Consider the following 18,334-nt stretch of genomic DNA (forward strand, 5'->3'; position numbering starts at 1 on the left):
GTGCCCGGAAAAGGATGGTCTGCCGCATGAGATGGCACAGACGGCTTCACACACTCGCGATTTTGCTGGGCATCCTGGCGGGCGGAGGATCGCTCGCTGGATGTGGGCTGCTAATGGATGCCGCGCAGTGGGTGCGGCCCGTCCCCTCTTCTCTGCCGGATGACCTCGCCGTCATCTGCCGACACGAGCAGTTACATGTCGGCATTGCGAACAATCCGACCCCGCCCTTCGTCTTCCTGCTGGCTGAGAAAACCCCTGAAATCACAGGCCTGGACATCGAGCTGCTCCACGCGATCACAGCCGCGATATCGCGCGAGTGCGGTCGGCCGGTAAGAGCCGTGCCGATTCTCCTACCTGTCCGGGATCTGTTCATCGAACTGACGGAAGGACGCGTGGATCTCTTTCTCTCGGCAATGGCCGCGAACATGCCTCACTTGAACGCGACGGGGATTGGTTATTCCGCCCCCTATTTTTCCCACACCGGCATTATCGCTCTGACGCGGGACCCACAGGTCGCAGAGCGAATCCGAACCACGTTCCAAGAACTGCTGAATGCCGGTCATCATGTGGCCGAAGCCAGAAGGATAGCGTTTAGAGGGCTGACCGTGGCGGTGCAGGAGGGGCGCACAGGCCATCTCCTTGCCAAGGCCCGGCTCACCGACAGTCGCCTGCTGGTCTGCGATACGTTGACGGCGGCGTTCGCCTCTGACCAGTCGCCCGACGTGGTGCTGGGCAAACAGAAGACGTTGGAGTTCTTGGAACAACGTGAACCATCAGTCTGGCAGCCACTTGTTCTGGATCATGCGAAGCCACTGCTGCTGGTGCACGAACAGTATGCGGTCGTCCTGGCTGAAACAAAATACCATCTGCGCTGGTTGGTGAATGATCTGCTGTGGGAGCTGGAAGAATCCGGCCGGTTAGCGGATATGCGCCGTCGTTGGCTGACTCCCAGCTACCCCGACTCTGCGGAAGCGTTAAAGATCGCGGTGCCATGCTCCGAGTGCAAGGAGAGCCGGGTCAAGTCGCCCGGAAGCTGTCGAATTACGCATACCCCCACGACAAAATAACCTGCCCGCTCGCACTCCGCAGGCCTCGTCCATTGATGTCCCTCCTAATATGGTCAGGTCTTGCAATAAAACATTTGCCGGCTGGGAGCTGGCCGACTGCTGCTACTCTCATTGAGAGCCAACCGTTCAGTCGATACTCTTCTGTCACGACACGGACTTCTTCCAGCGTCGTCTCGCCTTCGGCACCAACTCCGACTTCCCGCGTGGCACATAAAAATCGCTGTTCCTACCGCCGAGGAACGCAGCCGGCTTGTTCGATCAACTCTCCGCCGTTTCAAAACCTCGACGCCCTTTTCTACGCGTTAGGCGTTAGTCTTTCGGCTGGTAGTTGTCGTCAATCGCTGGGTGTAGATGGCAGAGCATGTGAATGAATCTCTGCCGCCAACCAAGAATTAGCAAACTGCTTGATTGCAAGACCTTGTATCTTCACAGGAGGTTTCGCATCATGGCACTACGGGAGCGGGACAGATCGCAAAGATCCGGGTCTGGAATCATGAAGACCGACGGGCAGCTCGGGTCGTCCCGTTCCTCCGTTCACCAACCCGAACAGTTGAGGGGGCCTCGAGCCCGCATTGTGCAAGGACGGGAGACACGGAGGTGTACCATGAGCGCCGAGATTTTTGTGGGGATGGATGTCTCGCAAGGCGGTGTCGATGTGGCGGTCCATCCCGGGACCGCCTTCCAGATTGTGCAGGATGAGCGAGGAATTGCGGAGGCCGTCGAGCGGCTTCAGGCCGTGCAGCCCACCTTGATCGTGCTCGAAGCGACGGGTGGTCTTGAAGTGCCCCTCACGGGCGCGCTGGCCGCTGCCGGACTGCCGGTCGTGGTCATCAATCCCCGGCAGGTGCGGGACTTTGCGCGGGCCACGGGACAGTTAGCGAAGACAGATCGGCTCGATGCGCAGGTCCTCGCCCAATTTGCCGAGGCGATTCGCCCGCCCGGCCGCTCTGTCCCGGATTAGCAGACCCAGGGATTGGCTGCCCTCGTCGCGCGCCGTCGGCAGCCGATCGAGATGCTCACTGCGGAAAAGAATCGATTGCGCCTGGGAGCCCGGCCCATCTAGACACGTCTGCGCGTGCACATCACATGGTTGGAGAAGGAACTGCGGCGACGATACGTACGAGTCCGGTCTAGCGCGAGAAGGAAGACGTGTTGCGGAGTGTGCCGGGCGTGGGCCCGGTGCTCACCACGACGCTGCTCGCGAACCTCCTAGAGCTGGGCACGTTGACCAGCAAAGAAGTGGCGGCTCTTAGCTGGCGTCGCGCCGTTTCCACGCGACAGCAGGACGCTCAAGGGGCGACGAACCATTTGGGGAGGCCGTGCCCATGTGCGGGCCGCACTCTACATGGCAACTCTGGTGGCGACACGGAAGAATCCCGTGATTCAGCGCTTGTGTCAGGCGGGGAAGGCAAAGTAGTGGGCGTTGATGGCCTGCATGCGAAAGCTCCTCACGATTCTCAATGCGATGGTGAAGCGTGGCACGCCATGGCGAGGCACGGCTGGCCAGCTTGATTATCAAGACCGTTGCTGACCCCAATCTGGTTGGAGAAAAGACTCCCGCCCCTTTCTTCTCCCTGTGGCCAATGTTTGATTTTTTCGACAAAACTACCTACAGTACGAAAAACCCGTTTGTGTATATTTCAATATGAAACACGGGAAGGCGCGATGAGCAAAAAAGTCTCCGATGTGATTATTGAGATCCTGCAATCTGCAGGTGTTAAACGCTGTTATGGCATCGTCGGTGACACTCTGAATCGTGTCGTGGAATCGATCGAGCAGAGCGAAATTGAATGGGTATCGATGCGCCACGAAGAGGCAGGCGCTTTTGCCGCTTCTGCTGAAGCTCAACTCAGCGGTGAGTTAGTGGCTTGTGCAGGAAGCTGTGGTCCCGGCAGCTTGCATTTCATCAATGGGATTTACGAAGCAAACCGCAATCGCGCCCCAATTGTTCTGATTGCAAGCCAGCTTGCACGACAAGATTTAGGCTTCCAATCAACCCAAGAAGTAGATTTTAAAAGGGTTTACGGCGAGTGCTCGGTTTACTGCGATATGATTCTCAATCCGGAACAGGCACGCCGAAAGACGGTTGCCGCTTGTCAGGCCGCGCTCGCGAAACAGGGCGTGGCTGTCCTTATCGTACCTGCCGACGTTTCCAGCGCCGCTGCCGCCAATGAGCTGCCATATAGTGTAACTATTAGTGCGCCACTTATCCGGCCGAATGATAACGAACTCGATCAAATAGCCGCTATCCTCAATAAAGGCGGCAATGTCACTATTTATGGCGGCTCAGGATGTATGGGCGCACAGGATGAAGTGATGGCGGTGGCTGCAAAACTTGCCGCACCGATTGCGCGTACATCGCGTGGCAAGGACGCGCTCGAACCTCATAATCCATACGATGTTGGCATGACTGGCGTTCTAGGCATTGAATCAGGGTATCGAGCCGTACTGGAATGCGATACATTGCTTATGCTTGGCGCGGATTTCGCGTGGAGCCAGTTCTACCCGTCACACGCGAAAATCGTTCAGATCGATATTGACCCACTCCACCTAGGTCGCCGTCATCCAGTGACGAAGGGGGTAGTAGGAGATATTAAAGAAACGTTAGCGGCACTGTTGCCAAGATTAAAACAGCATGATAACACCACGTTCCGGGACACTTTTGTCACACTCTACAAAAGCAAAGTGCAATCAACCGTTGAAAAAGTTCAGCCTGGCAAGCATGGCGGCGGTATCGCCGGAATTTATCTTGCCAGTCTTATTGATCAATATGCAGCTGAAGATACCTTGTTCTCAGCTGATGACGGAACGGCAGCGGTGTGGGCGTTACAACACATCCGCGCAAACGGCAAGCGTCGGTTCTTCTCGAGTCTACTGCACGGCACAATGGCAGCTGGCATGGCCTCAGCTATTGGGCTTCAAAAGAGATGCCCGGATCGCCAGGTGGTCGCACTATGTGGTGACGGTGGGTTTGGCATGTTGATGGGCGATCTCATGACGATCGTCCAGGAAAATCTGCCGATAAAACTTGTAGTCTTTAATAACGGGAAATTAGGCTTTGTGGAAATCGAGCAAAAAGCCGAAGGCATGGTCGACACCTATACGCATCTGAAGAATCCAGATTTTGGTCAGGTTGCCGAAGTAGTAGGATTGTGGGGCAGCAAGGTTGAGAAAGTTGAAGAACTAGAACAAAGCGTTACCACTTGGCTCGCACAGCCCGGTCCCGCACTCCTTGATGTTATGGTGAACCCGATGGAGCTGGTAATGCCTCCTTTCATTGCAATGGAACCAGCCATCGGTATGGCCCTTTATACAGCCAAGGCCGTGCTGCACGGAAAAGGTGGTGATGTCTGGGAAATGGTAAGGGAAAACTTTCCTTGAGCCTGGGTGTGGAACATAGGGAGCTTAGGGTCAGCAACTGTCTTAAAAATCAACCCGCCGAAGTGTAGAAGAAGTATAGGGTCAGGTCTTGCAATCAAATAGTTGCCCGCTGGGAGCTGGCCGACTGCTGCTACTCTCATTGAGAGCCAACCGTTCAGTCGATGCTCTTCTGTCACGACACGGACTTCTTCTAGCACCGCCCGCCCTTCCACACCAACTTCTACTTCCCGCGCGCCAAATCAAAATCACTGTTCCTACCGCCGAGGAATGCGGCCGGTTTGTCTGATCAACTCTTCGTGGTTTCGAAACCCCGGCGCCATCCTCCGCGCGTTAGACGTTAGTCTTTCGGCTGGTAGTTGTTGTCAATCGCTGGGTGCAGATGACAGGGCATGGGAATGAATCTCTGCCGCCAACCAAGAATTGGCTAACTGCTTGATTGCAAGACCTGTCCAAATTTACCTGAAATTTACGTGCAGCATGCGCGTAAGCTGATCGTCGGCGAATCGATTGTTCCTCATCTGTTGAAAGGATCAGCGGAATCGCCCAGATCCAAGCTCTCAGTCGCATATCTCCAGTGTTCTATTTCTCCACGGCTTTAGCCTTGAATGGGCGGCCCTCGAAAATCGTGCCCCAGACCTTGATATTACGCAGTCCCTTCACGCCCACTTCATAGGGATCTTTGTCGAGTACGGCAAAGTCGGCCAGCTTACCGGCTTCAATACTGCCTAGCTCGGTTTCCATGCCGATCAAGTAGGCGGCATCGATGGTGATGGCACGTATGGCCTGATCCAAGGTCAGCCGTTCGGAAGGAGCGAACACTTTGCCCGACAGGGTCTCCCGCGTTGCCGTGGTCCACGCTAGGAAGAGCGGCTCAGAGGGCGCCATCGGAAAATCTGAGTGCAGCCCCACATTCACATTGCGCCTGACCAAGCCACCCAAGGGCGCAATGCGGGCGGCGCGATCAGTGCCCAGGCCGGTGGCCGCATAGCGGTCACCCAACACGTAAAGGTAGAAAGGATTGGCTGACACCTGGGCACCCAGCTTGGCAATCCGCCGCGAGGTGCCGTCGTCCGCATAACCATAGTGCTCGATGGTGAGGCGGTGATCCACCCGAGGCTTCTCGTCCAGCAACTGTTGCAAGGTATCGAGCACCAGCTTGGCACCGCCGTCTCCATTCGTATGCACATGAATCTGATAGCCTGCCTTCCAGTAACTGCGGGCGAATTCCTCGAACGACGCAGGTTGGGTGATCCACTCCCCGTGATGGCCGTCGATATAGCCCGGAGCACCGATCTGCATAGCCTGGGAGAACATGGCGCCATCTGCAAACAGCTTGATGCCATTGTTGAAAATCAGGTGCCTGGTATTCTGGCTCTTGAGTTCACCGACCCGTTTCATTACCGCTTCGGGGCTTTTCAGAGCGAGGCTAAGCTTGTACACATCAGGGGTCAAACGTACACGCACTGGTGAGTCTGGCGTATCGAGGTTGCGCTTGAGGGCGGCTATTTCGAGATCCCAATTCGTGCCGCCGGTATCCATGTCGGCCACCGTGGTGATGCCGTTGTAGTTCAGGTAATCACGCGCTTTTAGATAGCCTGGATCGGCAGCCGCAGGATCGAGCAGAAAGCCGGCCATATAGGGCACAGCCACACTGAACATGCCGTCCTCCCAGAAGTGGTTCTTCTTCCAGTCGATCTGCGGGTGATCTTTGAACTTATTTTCGTCCATGCCCTTAGCCTTCAGCAGCGCCAGCATCGGCGTGTTCAGGTAGATTTCGTGCATGGAACGTTGCAGCACCAGAATGGGCACATCCTTGGAAATGCTGTCCAGCACCTCGATTGAGAGCTCGCCATGGGTGTCAGCACTAAAGCCCCAGGTCATGAACACAGGTGTGTCCTTCTGGCGGGCAGCAAAGGCCGCCGCGAGGGCATCTCGATAGGCTTTTTCGCCAATGGTTGCGGGTGTCTTCCGGCCCATCACATTCCAGGGCTCCGGGGTGATCCAGAAAGCCTGAAAGGCGATCGCGCCGAGCATGGGGTGCATGTGCGGGTCTATCAGGCCCGGCATCAATACCTTGTCCTTGAACTGAGTGTCGATCTTGTGCGGATGCGCCGTCAACCAGGGCTGCAGATCGGCGAGCGAGCCTACACTCAGGATCTCCCCACCGCGCACAGCCACGGCCGTCGCCGTGGGACGCGCAGGATCCATGGTGACAATCTTCTTGGCGATGAAGACGACGATCTCGCCAGATTGGTCCTGCGCTGTGACCGGGGACACCAGAGCCAAGGCAAGCAATGCGCCAACCGCCGCTCTTCTTATCAGCTTCAATGATCGTGTCATGTTTGCCTCCTATGAGCTCACATCCGCGGGTGATCTACCATTTAAGGATGGTGTTGAGGTAACGCGCACCCACCTTCAGCAACGTCGAGCGCAGACAACCTCCCGAGTAAGTCGTACGTATAGGCCACCTGGTCGAGTCCCGTCTGGGCAACCTTGGCAACGTAACTTGATCGACTCAACCAACAGTGGGTGGATTGGCGTGTGGCACAGCACTTCGATGCTTATCCTTTTCAATGATGCAACGAACCGCCCATGAAAAGGCAAAACTGACTCCAGATCCTAAAAAGTACCCTCCCGCAAATCCTGGAGAAAATGGTAGCATGGCAAACATACCTATAGGGCTTAGACCTATAAAGAATATTCTTAGCAGCTTATTCTGTTTGCTCCGCTCCCACATATGCCCTGCAATCACGGAAACAAACCCTGCCCACAAGCCTACAAGAAAACCAGCAACTTTTGTCCCATCCATATGATCTGTTGCAAACCAGTAGCCCGCTAGTCCCAAGGCTATAGACCCAATAATCATCCCTCCCACGACTTGATCTCGCGTTCTCTTACTGAACATATGCAGGTCCTGCTGAACTAATTGAATCTGAGGTCATGCCACCCACCTATATTCAATGCATAGCGGTTCAGGTCTTGTAATCACACACATCCAGGTTAGTAGCGGGTCGACTCCTGCTGCTCTCATTGAGAGCTAACCATTCAGTCGATCCTCTCCCGCCACGACACGGACTTCTTCCGGCGCCGTCCGGTCTTTCGCACCAACTCCTATTTTCCGCGTGGCAAATCAAAATCGCTGCCCCACCTCCGACGAACGCAGCCGGTTTGCCTGATTGACTCTCCGTAGGTTTGAGACCTCGCCGCCCTCCTCCGCGCATTAGGCTTGCAGCTGCCGTCAATCGCTAGGTATGGCCCTGCAGTCGAGTCCAAAGCGACTCAACCGCAGGGCCACACCGCGGCTGCTACGCCTTGAGCGCCCCGTGCGGGTCGATGATGTACTTCTTCGCCACTCCGTCGTCGAACGCCTGATAGGCGGCCACCGCTTGATCCAGCGACACGACCTCCATTGCCATCACTTGCCGCAGATGATCCAATCGACCGCCGAGGATGGCCCGCATGAGTTGCCGGTTGTAGCTCATGATCGGCGCCATTCCGGTCTTGAGCGTCAACGACTTCACCCACGCCGGCCCGAAGTCGAGAGTGAGCGTTCCCCGCTTGGTAGCAGCGGTCGCTGCACCGGGGTCGTTTGCGTTGTAGACGCCCGGCACACCGATGCCGCCCCCTGCCCGCACCACATTGAGCAGATCGTTCAGCACCGCCTCCGGCACATCCTTGGTGGACGCCGGACCATGGCCGTGAGCCTCGAACCCCACGGCGTCCACCCCACAGTCCACCGTCCGCTCACCTAGCACGGCCTCGATCTGGTCGGCCAGCGGCGTATCCTTCGACAAGTCCACGACTTCGTAACCGGCGCTCTTGACGAGTTTGAGTCGATCCTTGTTCATGTCCCCGACGATCACGCATGCCGCCCCGAGTAGACGGGCGGATGCTGCCGCCGCTCGCCCCACCGGCCCTGCCCCGGCGATGTACACCGTGCTGCCCACCCCTACCCCAGCCTCGATACATCCATGGAAGGCTGTCGGCAACACGTCCGACACGAGGGTGAGGTCAAGGATGCGGGCCATCGCCGCGTCCTTGTCCGGAAACTTCAGCAGGTTCCAGTCGGCGTAGGGGACTAGCACGTACTCCGCCTGCCCGCCCGGCCACCCGCCGAGGTTGAACCCGTACGCCCCGACCGGTGCGTCGTCGTTCACGTTCTCGCAGATGTCGGTGTGCCGTTCCTTGCAGTTTCGGCACCGCCCACAGGCGACATTGAATGGCACACTCACCAAGTCCCCGACCTTCAAGAACTCCACGTCCCGCCCGGCCTCCACGATCTCGCCAGTGATCTCATGGCCGAGGACGGTCCCTTGGGGGACGACGAACCGACCCCGGTAGATATGCTGGTCACTGCCACAGATGTTGGTGGTGAGGACCTTCAGAATGGCCCCGTGGTGGCAAGGCCGCTTGCCGAACTGAAGCTTGGGATAGTCAATTTTCTCGACAGAGATCTTCTTCGCGCTGTGGTAAACGACCGCTCGATTCCCAGACATAACAACCTCCTTGTGTAGTGAGTAACGAGCTGAGGGCATAGCCCTATTCACGGGTCTGCTATTTCCGAGGGCCCTCAACCTCCCCCCTTCTGCTGCCGCGCGCTCCCCTGCGGCATAGACGGCCTTAGCGTGATTCGGACCGACTTGCACACCGGCTGATTGCTCTTATCCGCCACGCTCCTGATCGGTACCAGCACATTGGTTTCCGGGTAATAAGTGGCGGCACATCTCCGAGGAATCTGGTACGGCACCACTTGGAAGTGATGCGCCACTCGTTCTTCCCCTTCGAAGAGGCTGATCAGATCGACCAACTGGCCTGTGCTGAGCCCTGCCCCACGAATGTCGTCAGCATTCAGAAAGACGACACGCCGTCCGCCATAGATCCCGCGGTATCGGTCATCCATCCCGTAGATCGTCGTGTTGAACTGATCGTGGCTCCGGATGGTCGTCATGAGAAACTCTCCCGCAGCCAGGTTGTGCTGTGGAATCGGCGCTGCGATGAAATTCGCCTTGCCCGTATCGGTTTTAAAGTCGCGCGTCCGCGCACCGTTGGGCAAATAGAAGATATTCTGCCGGATGCGCTCGTTGAAATTCTCGAAGCCCGGAATGGTACGGGCGATGTGATCACGAATGAGATCGTAATCCGCTCCGAGCGCTTCCCAATTCACGATGCCTTTTCCGCCCAGTGTCGCCTTCGCCAATCCCGCGACAATCGCGGGTTCACTCAGGAGACCATCGGAAGCCGGCTCCAATACTCCGCGCGAGGCACTAATCACGCCCATCGAGTCCTCCACGGTGACAAATCGCTCCCCCTTGGGGCCGCGATCCTTTTCAGACCGGCCGAGGCAGGGCAAGATCAACGCTTGTTTGCCGGTGATGAGATGTCCGCGATTGAGTTTGGTCGAGACCTGCACCGTCAAGCGACATTGGCGCATCGCTTCAGCCGTGTACGTCGTATCCGGCGTCGCCGACAGAAAGTTGCCGCCCAGTCCGAAAAACACCTTGACCTCGCCCGCATGCATCGCGTTGATAGATTTCACCACATCCAAACCGTTCTTCCGCGGCGGATCGAAATGGAATTCGGATTGAAGGGCATCCAGAAATTCAGGCGGAACCCGCTCCCAGATTCCCATCGTGCGGTCACCCTGGACGTTGGAGTGCCCGCGCACGCAGCAGGCGCCGCCACCGGGCCTTCCGATGTGTCCGCCGAGCAACAGCAGGTTGATGACCTGGCGAATGGTCTCCACTCCGTTTTTATGCTGTGTCAGCCCCATGGCCCAACAGCAAATCACGCGCTTGGCCTTTGCGATCATTTGACCGGCCTCGCGGATCTGGTCGAGCGGCAAGCCGCTCCCCTCCACAATTTCCTCCCAACTCGTGCGGGTGAGATCGGCGATAAAGTCCTCGAACCCGGCAGTGTGTAGGCGGATGAATTCGTGGTCGAAGACCTGCCCGGGGCGGCGCTGTTCTTCTTCCAGCATCTCTTTCATGATGCCTTTGAGCACCGCCAAGTCGCCGTTGATCCGCACTTGAAGCATGAGGTCGGCGAGCGCCGCGCCCTCTCCCAGGAAATCGCCTAGCCATGACAGCGGGTTGGAGTACTCTTGCGGGTTCGGGTTCTTGAAGCGCCGCAACGAGACTTCTGGAAGCGGATTGATCGCGATCATCTTCGCGCCGTGTTCCTTGGCGTGCAGGAGAGCGGTCATCATGCGTGGGTGGTTGGTGCCAGGGTTTTGGCCGATCACGACGATCATGTCCGCGAGCTCGAAGTCCTCGAGCGTCGCTGTGCCCTTGCCGATTCCGATACTCTCGTCCAACGCCGTGCCGGACGATTCATGACACATGTTCGAACAGTCCGGCAGATTGTTCGTTCCGAACTGGCGAACGAATAATTGGTAGAGAAACGCGGCTTCATTGCCGACTTTGCCGGACGTATAAAAGGTCGCTTCATCGGGCGAGGCGAGCTGGTTCAATTCCGCAGCAATGAACGCAAACGCGTCGGCCCATTCGATCGGCTCATAATGCCGCTGCCCGCTCCTCAGGATCATCGGATGAGTCAGACGGCCTTGTTGGTTGAGCCAGTAATCGGATTGCTCCGCGAGCTGCTCAACCGACCATTGTTGAAAGAACTCCGGAGTGACCCGGCTGGTCGTGGCTTCCGACGAGACGGCCTTGGCCCCGTTTTCACAAAATTCCGCGATGTGGCGCTTCCCGTCGGGAGAGGGCCACGCGCAGCCCGGGCAGTCGAAGCCGGTTTTCTTGTTCATGTTGGGGAGCGTTTTGAGGGTGGGGACGACGCCCATCTCACCGAATCCGAATTCGAAGGTTTTGAGAACGGCGGGAATGCCGGCGGCGGCTTCAGAGGCAGGCCCGCGCTTCGCCGGTACCGTCTCTTCCGGAGGTTGCGCGAGCCGCAACGCCGGGTCGCTTGCCCGCTGCGCCTCGGCCGTATCCACTCCGTCTAATCGACCGGCTTGGCGCTGCGGCCGATGGTCAGCATCCCGTCGGTTCGTCTCAGTTTTTCCATTCATGGCGTCATCTGCTGTGCTCATGGGACCCTCGTGGGTAAGATGGTTCACACACTCCTGCGTTGTGGCTGATTCGCTGAGAGGCAGCATAGATGTTAAACCGACGCTCTTTCACAAAACCGACCAACGTGAGATTGGCTGCTCTCGCGAGATCCACAGCAAGGCTCGATGGGGCGCCCACGGCGGCCAAAAACGGAATGCCGGCGGCGAACGCTTTTTGGACCAGTTCGTACCCCACTCGTCCGCTCACGAGCAGCATGCGGTCAGACAAAGGGACGCTCCCGTCGAGAAACTGTCTGCCGACCAACTTGTCGATCGCATTGTGCCGCCCGACATCTTCTTTCACATCGTGCAGTTCCCCCCGCCGGTCAAACAGGGCGGCGGCATGCAACCCACCCGTGGCATCGAACACCGCCTGCGCGTGGCGCAACCTGCTCGAGAGGTCCTGAATGACTGCCGCCTCCACAACGAGACCATCGGATAATCCGGTGCGGGGCAACGCCGGCAGCGCATCAAGCGACGCTTTCCCGCAAAGACCACAACTTGACGTCGACATGAAATTCCGTTCCAGAAGAGCCGGATCGATCGTTGCCTCCGGTCGCAATTCAACGCGCACGACGTTCTGAAGCCCGAGCGGTCCTGCAGGAAGCCCGCAGTGCTGCAGGCTCTGAACGTCCTCGGGACAACGGACAAGGCCTTCAGCGAAGAGAAACCCGACCGCCAGCTCCAGATCGTTGCCCGGAGTGCGCATCGTCACCGTCACCGTCTTGCGTGTACGCTGATCGACGGCCCCATACACCAGACAAATCTCAAGGGCCTCCTCCACAACTACCCGATCGTGGTCCTGCAACAGGTCGGCGCCGCTCCACCGCTCTACCTTCATGTCGATCATTCGCTGTTCGAGCATGTCGAGCCGTGCAGAATGACCGCCGCTGGAGTCATCAAGTATTAGCATCGCTTCTTCTCCTTGATCACGGCTTCGATTCAGGCGGGGAAACGGGAGGAGTGGGTTCTTTCCCCCACAGACAGTGCCGTTGCAGTAGTTTATTTTTATGAACCACGACACCCCGCACGAATATTCTCACAGTGCTGACAGAACGAGCACCCTACACCCTTGCCGCCGCTCACAAAATGCGGCTCAGCTCCAGATGCATGATGCCCACAGCCTTATCCTCACCGAAGCTTCCAGCACAATGATACATGTCAGCCATCGAGTGATGAGATCCCACGGGCTTCATCCTGAGATCAATCATCCAATAGTGACCTACCCTCGGTTGACGCATTGTCTACTTACTCCATGCCCAACACAACCTCATATGACCACAATCTTGCTCACAGGAACGCACGCGCTCCTTGCCGCTCACTATCACCGTATCCTGACGAGCGACCGGAAGCGGCAACTTCGACCACCAACACCCGCACTCGGCCTTCTCACTCTCTGGCCCCATCCCTTGCCCCTCTCATGCCCCCTCCCTATCGTGCCGCAGCATCAGGGTCAGGTCTTGCGATCAAATACTTCCGAGCTGGTAGCTGGCTGACTCCTGCGTCCCCATTGATAGCTGACCGGTCACTCGACGCTCTACTGAGACGACACAGACCTCTTCTAGAGCCATACGCCCTTCCACCGCCACTCCTTCCTACCGCGTGGCAAATGAAAATCGCTGCCCCATCAATGAGGAAGACGGGCGGTTGGTCTGATCAATTCGTGGCACCGCGCCTGCGCAGGTACAGCCACGACCTTGTGATCGATCGCTCCGACTCCGGAGCCATCTTTTGACATTGCAAGGATACCCGAGTAGCCTCGTCGTCACGGCTCCCAATGTAAGGAAGCGTGGGGAGCCTCACAAGGAGAGGCGGAGCATGGATATCGTCTCGCATGGACTGTGGGGAGCATTGGCGTTTGGACGCCGGAACCGCACGAGCTTCTCCCTGGCCTTTGCCATCGGCATGGCGCCGGATCTGTTCTCGTTCGGCGTCCTGTGGGTTGCAGCCACACTGGGTCTGTCGCCGACACCCGATTTCAGTCACGGCACGCCTCCGGAATCCACCATCCCGCTCTACGTCCATCATCTCTACAATCTCACCCATAGTTTCGTGCTGTTTCTCGCCGTCTTTGCCTTGCTCTGGCTGTTGGCAAAGCGGCCGGTCTGGGAACTCGGCGCCTGGGGCTTGCACGTCTTGGTCGACATTCCTACCCATTCCCTCGCCTTCTTTCCGACGCCCGTCCTCTGGCCGCTCTCCGATTGGAAATTCGACGGGTGGCAGTGGAATCAGTCGGCCATTCTCATCCCGAACTTCACGGTACTGTTTCTGCTCTATGCCTGGTTCCTCCTGCAGCAGGGACGTCCCGCCCTCAGGCCAGAACGGGTGCGCGAGTAAACCGAATAGACCCGCAGACCGAACTTCTCGCTCGCGCTCACTTCGCCGAATTGGAATGACGTGGTACGGGACAGGGGTGCCGCCAGGGAGAACAGGTGATGCAGGCGCGCTCGACGATCTCAGATGTATAGCGCGTGAGGCAGTATCAGAAGCTGATTGAGCTGGAACAGCTCAAGATGGGTCCGTTCGTCGCCGCTGAAATGACGCCCCACCTGTGAGCTGCCGGCGTGACGATGACCGTGCTGTTGAGGCAGGTGCTGAAAGATGTCCCGACGAGATATTCCGAAAACGCGCAGCAGACCGTTGGCAGGAGCCTCACCGACAAACGGCTAGGCGGGAGTCGGATCTGTTTGGGCCGGCTTGCGACGCCGTCGGGCAGCCACGAGCTGCGCGCCAAGCAAACTCATCCCAAACGCCGTGCCAACCAGAGCAGGCCACACGAGGGACTTCAGCCAGCCGGAGCTGGACATGGTCGCGGGCCACAACCAGGCCACCCAGGGTAACGCCGAGCTCACGAGCGACAATGCCGCATGAATCGGAGGAAGTCGAAACAGCCACACCAGGAGCGCTCCCGAAATGGCGTACGCGAGAAGCAGCGGCAGCAGGAAGAAAAACACGCCGTTGAACACGGCCGCGAAACTGAGAAAAAACCAGAGCAGGCCCGTAAGAAACCCGACGAAGATTCCTACGCTTGTCCACCTGCCCCGCTGATGCTGTTTTTCCATGGTCCCAGTGTAGCCCGGCACCGAGAGAGCACCAAGACATTTTACGGTTGGCTTCTCTTTCCCCGCGGACGCAGCCCGCTGTTTCTTTCAGCCCGCCCTCTTTCTTGGTCCACCCCTTCTCTTTGCCCCATGAGCGAAGAATCTGGGCTTATCGATCAACCATGACTGAGCGCGAGGCCTATGTGATTGCAAGACTTGCCTCGAGACGCAAGGAGCTACTCCGATCCAAAGTCCACTTCAATGCCGATTCCAGCCGGCGCAACAAAGTCGTAATTCGGATCGAAATCCCTCCGCCACTCCCCATCGCCTTCGTCGATCCCCCAATGCCTGGCATACAGCAACCGAAGCACCGGTTCGTGTCCCCGCTTGACCTTGGACGTGACTCGCCCAGCGAGACTCATTCTCGCCCAATGCTGGTACCCGGGGGGAAGGTGCGCCTTCAGCACCTTGAGCCAAAAATGCCCAGCCTCAGGCCCGTCAGGGTCGATCGGACGGCGAGGGATGTCATCTTCATCCAACGGTCGATTCTTCATCCGTAGCAACACATACTGGTCGTCCTGTTCTTGCTCAACTAACACGCCTCCCATCAGCAGCACTTTTCCGTAGTACTGTTTCGGAGATGCCGTGAGCGCCGTCAAGGTGACATTCGGCTCCGCCATCTTTCGATACTCTCTCGGCATATTGCCGCAGCCGGTCACCATGGCCAGCACCTGAACGGCCGCTCCGAGACAGACAATTCTTTGCACCACCCTCATCGAGATCCTCATGCAACCCCCTCTCACTAGACACGCCAAGGGAAGATACCTCGCACGGCCGACCTTCGGATATTGCTCTCCGCTCGTGACACCACGAGCATGTTCTTGCGCGTGACCGCAACTGCTTGTGCGCAGCGGGGCCGCAGTATAACCAGGCCATTCCAAAAGTCAATTTACAAGTCTCGCTACTCGCATCACGAAGCGTTGAGAACGACTCCGGCGCGATTGGTATGGTTGAGGACCGCGCGGCGATTATGGCGGTCCGGGAGATGTCGATCGATTTGCCGGATACCGTGGACATCCCGACCCAGCTGTTTGTCTTTTTCATGGCCGCACACCTGCTCCAGACCCAGGCCTGAATACCAGATCTGGCAATCCACTGATGCGGCCCACTTCCGCCTCTAGCCGATCGCATATGCGGAGGCAGGACTGAGATAGAGTCCAGTCCTGTAATCAAACCTTCTCTCATGCGGTCCAGATTGAGGCAGCGTTCCAGGCGAAGAGGCGGTTCTCTTTGACGGGTAGTGAGCATTTCGAGCGGCATGCCCAGTCCGGAGCCGAAGCTATCCGACTAACGGAATGAACAGGCGTTTCCAGGCCTGTCACATGGCGGCATCGCCCGCGACGAGCCGCAGGGAGGCGATATCGCGCAGCGGGGGCGCGCCGAATGAGCGACTGTATTCCCTGCTGAATTGGGAAGGGCTTTCATACCCGACCTGAAAGGCGGCAGTGGTGGCATCCAGCCGTTCTGTGAGCATCAACCGCCGCGCTTCGTTCAGCCGCAACCATTTCTGATACTGCAGCGGGCTCATGCTGGTCACCGTGCGAAAATGATGATGAAAGGTGGAGAGACTCATGTTGGCCTCATCGGCGAGGGCATCGACCCGGAACGATTCCGTAAAATGACCCTTCAGCCAGCTGATGGCCCGCGCAATCTGTCGACTGTGACTCCCCGCCGCCGCGATCTGACGCAAGAGCGCCCCCTGCCCGCTCACCAGCAACCGATACAGAATCTCCCGTTCGACGATCGGCGCCAAGATCGGAATATCCTGGGGCTCGTCCAGCAACGCAACCAGCCGTTGAAAGGCCCTGAGCAGCGGCACCGTGGCTTCACCGATAGCCATAGCACGGCTCGACGGTTGTGTCCGCGGCGGAGGAAGCCGGGTCTCGACCACCAACTGTGACAGTTCGTGAAGATTCAGTTGTAAGAGCAGGCTGAGGTACGGCTCCTCCCGGCTCGCCCTGGTCACCTGCACGATCGCGGGGAGATCCACGGAGGTGATGAAGACATGCCGTGCGTCATAATCATAGACCTCATCGCCGAGCACGACGCGCTTGCTCCCTTGCGCGATCACACAGATACTCGGCTCACACAGATAACTGACCGGCCGCGTTGGTTCCTCACGCCGGTAGAGGGACAATCCCTGAATCGCGGTCGTGAGTTGATCTCCACACTCGGTCCATTGGGCAATACTGTTCCCAAGCAGGGTACGCGTGGTCTCCAGGCCTGCGTTCGTGTCGGTCTTTGCCGTCTGTCCTGTCTTCTTGATCGTCACACTTGCAACCCTATCAGAGGCAAGAGAGCCAGACAAGCCGCTCGCCTACAATTCCGGAGGATTAGGCAATAATCGAGGAGGATCGCTCTACCGAGCTCCGCACATATAGGAGTACAACATCGTCATGATCAAGGGCGCTGATTCTCGCCACATGAACTGGTCTAACGGCGAGGCGCCCGGCGCAGCACGCTGCGTTGATCCACCGTATCGTTCCCGGTACTCACGCAACATGACAGGAGGAGATCGCATGAGCAGAATGTCGACAGAACGAATGGGCAAGGCCTTGGAGCAACTCAAAACCATTTCCCAGGAAGATTACGCGAAAGTGAAGGGACTGGCAGCCATCGTCAGGCCGCTACGAAGCGTCCTCTTCAAGACTCCTGACGATTGCGGCATGACCGGCTGGAAGGATCTCGTCATCCCCTCCGACGACGGCACCCCGCTGGAAGCCTGGTACATCCCGGCGAAGGGCGGCGAGAGTAAGAAGCTCGTCATCTTCAATCACGCGTTGCCGATGTGTCGCGCAGGTTTCCCCGGACATCTGGGTGAGCCGTGGAGCCTGTATGACGCGGTCGAGATCGACTTTGTGATCCAGTACAAGCATCTGACCGATGCCGGCTACAACGTGCTCACCTATGACATCCGCAATCACGGCAACAGCAGCGCGGCCAACGGCGGTCTGAGCGGCATCGGACAATGGGAATGGCGCGACTGCGTCGGCGTGAAGACATATGTGGATAACCACCCGACGCTCAGCAAGATGCAGGTGGGACTCTACAGCCAGTGCATGGGCGGCAACTCACAATATCATGCCATTCACCGACGCCCCGACCTGTTTGCAAACGTGCGCTGCATGGTGAGTCCAATGGTCGTCTCCATGGCAGCGATCTACGATGCCTTCTCGGAGTTGCAGGGCGTGAGGCAGTATCAAGAGTTGATCGATCTGGAGCTGCTCAAGATGGGCGCGTTTGTTGCCGCCGAAATGACCCCGCATCTGTGGGCCGCCAGCGTCACGATGCCGGTGCTGATGGTACAGGTACTGAAAGACTCTTGGACGAGAAATCCTGAAGATGCGCAAAAGACCTTCGACCTATTGGGCAGCAAGGAGAAGGAATTACTCTGGATCGAGAACACCACAAGACGCTTCAAGGATGGATACAATTATTTCGGCAGGCATCCGGAAAAAGTCCTCGCCTTCTTCGGCAAACATATGAAGTAAGCGCCGGACGTTCTTTCAATGGGCCGCGACACATGGAAGAAGCCGGCACGTTTTGCTAGAGTACCGGCGATGTTCACTGGAGCCGGTCGGCCGAGACCTCTGCGTTCTGTCTCGACCGACCGGCCGAACCCACTGCCTGGAGCAGAATGGCACCATGCAGGGCTCGAATCGCTTCAGCTCCCGCAGACTGCTTTCCTTTTGGCTGACTTATGCGCAGCGCTTCTTCTG

General features: G+C 57.8%; 13 protein-coding genes and 1 pseudogene. 6 read left to right on the forward strand and 8 right to left on the reverse strand.

Annotated features, from left to right (window positions below):
- Nucleotides 1–26 precede the first annotated feature (26 nt).
- The 3 genes and pseudogenes from V9G17_02745 to V9G17_02755 all read left to right on the forward strand — a co-directional run bounded on the left by V9G17_02745 (nucleotide 27) and on the right by V9G17_02755 (nucleotide 4,448).
- Nucleotides 27–1,067, forward strand: a complete 1,041-nt coding sequence (locus V9G17_02745) for a transporter substrate-binding domain-containing protein (protein ID MEI2751493.1) — start codon at nucleotides 27–29, stop codon at nucleotides 1,065–1,067.
- Between the two features lie 604 nt (nucleotides 1,068–1,671).
- Nucleotides 1,672–2,598 (forward strand): annotated as a pseudogene (locus V9G17_02750) (transposase).
- Between the two features lie 134 nt (nucleotides 2,599–2,732).
- A complete protein-coding gene (locus tag V9G17_02755; GenBank protein ID MEI2751494.1) occupies nucleotides 2,733–4,448 on the forward strand; it encodes a thiamine pyrophosphate-dependent enzyme in 1,716 nt (571 codons plus the stop codon).
- Between the two features lie 579 nt (nucleotides 4,449–5,027).
- On the opposite strand, the gene V9G17_02760 is transcribed toward V9G17_02755, so the two are convergent.
- The 5 genes from V9G17_02760 to fdhD form a co-directional block, all read right to left on the reverse strand.
- Nucleotides 5,028–6,788: an amidohydrolase gene (locus V9G17_02760; GenBank protein MEI2751495.1), complete on the reverse strand. Its 1,761-nt coding sequence runs from the start codon at nucleotides 6,786–6,788 to the stop codon at nucleotides 5,028–5,030.
- A gap of 175 nt (nucleotides 6,789–6,963) precedes the next feature.
- A complete protein-coding gene (locus tag V9G17_02765) occupies nucleotides 6,964–7,314 on the reverse strand; it encodes a hypothetical protein (GenBank protein MEI2751496.1) in 351 nt (116 codons plus the stop codon).
- Nucleotides 7,315–7,753: 439 nt separating this feature from the next.
- Nucleotides 7,754–8,944, reverse strand: a complete 1,191-nt coding sequence (locus tag V9G17_02770) for an alcohol dehydrogenase catalytic domain-containing protein (GenBank protein ID MEI2751497.1) — start codon at nucleotides 8,942–8,944, stop codon at nucleotides 7,754–7,756.
- A 74-nt stretch (nucleotides 8,945–9,018) separates the two neighbouring features.
- The gene (locus tag V9G17_02775; protein ID MEI2751498.1) at nucleotides 9,019–11,496 is read right to left on the reverse strand and encodes an FdhF/YdeP family oxidoreductase; all 2,478 of its coding nucleotides are present in this window, start codon (nucleotides 11,494–11,496) and stop codon (nucleotides 9,019–9,021) included.
- Nucleotides 11,480–12,427, reverse strand: coding sequence for a formate dehydrogenase accessory sulfurtransferase FdhD (gene fdhD / locus V9G17_02780; GenBank protein MEI2751499.1), 948 nt, complete (start codon nucleotides 12,425–12,427; stop codon nucleotides 11,480–11,482). The genes V9G17_02775 and fdhD overlap by 17 nt, the downstream gene beginning before the upstream one ends.
- Nucleotides 12,428–13,332: 905 nt before the next feature.
- On the opposite strand from fdhD, the gene V9G17_02785 reads away from it, so the two are divergent.
- On the forward strand, nucleotides 13,333–13,851 hold the full coding sequence (locus V9G17_02785) for a hypothetical protein (protein ID MEI2751500.1): 519 nt from the start codon (nucleotides 13,333–13,335) through the stop codon (nucleotides 13,849–13,851).
- A gap of 329 nt (nucleotides 13,852–14,180) precedes the next feature.
- Here V9G17_02785 and V9G17_02790 read toward each other — a convergent pair whose 3' ends face one another.
- Both V9G17_02790 and V9G17_02795 read right to left on the reverse strand, forming a co-directional pair.
- Nucleotides 14,181–14,597 carry a hypothetical protein gene (locus V9G17_02790; protein MEI2751501.1) on the reverse strand — a complete coding sequence of 139 codons (417 nt, stop codon included), beginning with the start codon at nucleotides 14,595–14,597 and terminating at the stop codon, nucleotides 14,181–14,183.
- A 194-nt stretch (nucleotides 14,598–14,791) separates the two neighbouring features.
- Nucleotides 14,792–15,331: a Slp family lipoprotein gene (locus V9G17_02795; protein ID MEI2751502.1), complete on the reverse strand. Its 540-nt coding sequence runs from the start codon at nucleotides 15,329–15,331 to the stop codon at nucleotides 14,792–14,794.
- A gap of 230 nt (nucleotides 15,332–15,561) precedes the next feature.
- Here V9G17_02795 and V9G17_02800 point away from each other — a divergent pair, with 230 nt between their 5' ends.
- Nucleotides 15,562–15,690 (forward strand): hypothetical protein, encoded by a 129-nt coding sequence (locus V9G17_02800; GenBank protein ID MEI2751503.1) that lies wholly within the window; start codon nucleotides 15,562–15,564, stop codon nucleotides 15,688–15,690.
- Between the two features lie 243 nt (nucleotides 15,691–15,933).
- Here the strand turns inward: V9G17_02800 and V9G17_02805 are convergent, their stop codons facing one another.
- Nucleotides 15,934–16,887 carry an AraC family transcriptional regulator gene (locus V9G17_02805; GenBank protein MEI2751504.1) on the reverse strand — a complete coding sequence of 318 codons (954 nt, stop codon included), beginning with the start codon at nucleotides 16,885–16,887 and terminating at the stop codon, nucleotides 15,934–15,936.
- A gap of 247 nt (nucleotides 16,888–17,134) precedes the next feature.
- Here V9G17_02805 and V9G17_02810 point away from each other — a divergent pair, with 247 nt between their 5' ends.
- Nucleotides 17,135–18,106: an alpha/beta hydrolase gene (locus tag V9G17_02810; GenBank protein ID MEI2751505.1), complete on the forward strand. Its 972-nt coding sequence runs from the start codon at nucleotides 17,135–17,137 to the stop codon at nucleotides 18,104–18,106.
- Nucleotides 18,107–18,334 lie beyond the last annotated feature (228 nt).

This window comes from Nitrospira sp., assembly GCA_037045225.1.
GTDB lineage: Bacteria > Nitrospirota > Nitrospiria > Nitrospirales > Nitrospiraceae > Nitrospira_A.

Bases quoted from the DNA above. Each gene is read 5' to 3' on its own strand.
- V9G17_02795 (MEI2751502.1), bottom strand. From the start codon at position 15,331: ATGAGGGTGGTGCAAAGAATTGTCTGTCTCGGAGCGGCCGTTCAGGTG.
- V9G17_02785 (MEI2751500.1), top strand. From the start codon at position 13,333: ATGGATATCGTCTCGCATGGACTGTGGGGAGCATTGGCGTTTGGACGC.
- V9G17_02800 (MEI2751503.1), top strand. From the start codon at position 15,562: ATGGTTGAGGACCGCGCGGCGATTATGGCGGTCCGGGAGATGTCGATC.
- V9G17_02770 (MEI2751497.1), bottom strand. From the start codon at position 8,944: ATGTCTGGGAATCGAGCGGTCGTTTACCACAGCGCGAAGAAGATCTCT.
- V9G17_02775 (MEI2751498.1), bottom strand. From the start codon at position 11,496: ATGAGCACAGCAGATGACGCCATGAATGGAAAAACTGAGACGAACCGA.
- V9G17_02755 (MEI2751494.1), top strand. From the start codon at position 2,733: ATGAGCAAAAAAGTCTCCGATGTGATTATTGAGATCCTGCAATCTGCA.
- fdhD (MEI2751499.1), bottom strand. From the start codon at position 12,427: ATGCTAATACTTGATGACTCCAGCGGCGGTCATTCTGCACGGCTCGAC.
- V9G17_02760 (MEI2751495.1), bottom strand. From the start codon at position 6,788: ATGACACGATCATTGAAGCTGATAAGAAGAGCGGCGGTTGGCGCATTG.
- V9G17_02765 (MEI2751496.1), bottom strand. From the start codon at position 7,314: ATGATTATTGGGTCTATAGCCTTGGGACTAGCGGGCTACTGGTTTGCA.
- V9G17_02745 (MEI2751493.1), top strand. From the start codon at position 27: ATGAGATGGCACAGACGGCTTCACACACTCGCGATTTTGCTGGGCATC.
- V9G17_02810 (MEI2751505.1), top strand. From the start codon at position 17,135: ATGAGCAGAATGTCGACAGAACGAATGGGCAAGGCCTTGGAGCAACTC.